The sequence below is a fragment of the Halorubrum sp. SP9 genome, from assembly GCF_005435015.1.
Classification (GTDB): domain Archaea; phylum Halobacteriota; class Halobacteria; order Halobacteriales; family Haloferacaceae; genus Halorubrum; species Halorubrum sodomense.
In genome coordinates, this window is record NZ_SGXU01000203.1 from 1 (window position 1) to 732 (window position 732).

Consider the following 732-nt stretch of genomic DNA (forward strand, 5'->3'; position numbering starts at 1 on the left):
AAATGAGCACCTCAACAAATCCGAATGACGACGAACCAATCCCCGAATATACTCCGGAAGAGATGAACATCCCCGCAATACGGGCGAGCCTCCAGAACAATCTAAACAAGCTTGAGCTCCAAGCGTTCGAAGATTGGCGGCTCGACTTCGCTCGGTGGACCTTTGACCGTGGTAAGAAGCCGCGACGCCGGGTCGGGTACTCTCCCAACTCGATGCAAGACATCATTAACCGCGTTGAGCGGTTCTGTGAGTGGCTCTACCTTGGGGTGAAAATCGAGGCAGACGAGGAGGATGGTGAAGTTGGATGGACGGGCGATGGTTCATTCACCACTAACTTCTCAAAGGACCAACTCGACCGATACTGGTACCACCTGCTCACCATCGATAACAGACTTGATACCCACCGTCGGACAATCAACAACACCCAACTCGTTCTGAAATACAAGGGTGTGGACTGGAAAATCCCTGACAGTGAAGAGGTGTATGAAGACATTGCCGAGGAAGAGTCCGACCCGAACTTCACTGATTGGTTCACTGGTCAGGAATTGAAGGCTATCAAAACGGCATCTCTCAAACTAAACGTCGACCCTGACCGTGAGAGTTTGTCTGAAGAAGAACAAGAAGAATGGGCCGCCCGTCTCGCACAAAGCCTTGAAAAGCCGAAGGCAGAACTTGATGATGAAGACTGGGAAATCGCGAATTGGAAGATTCCTAGCCTTGTCTACCTAAGCT

General features: G+C 50.8%; 1 pseudogene. It reads left to right on the forward strand.

Annotated features, from left to right (window positions below):
• A pseudogene (locus tag EXE45_RS19885) lies at nt 1-732 on the forward strand (hypothetical protein); the annotation flags it as partial.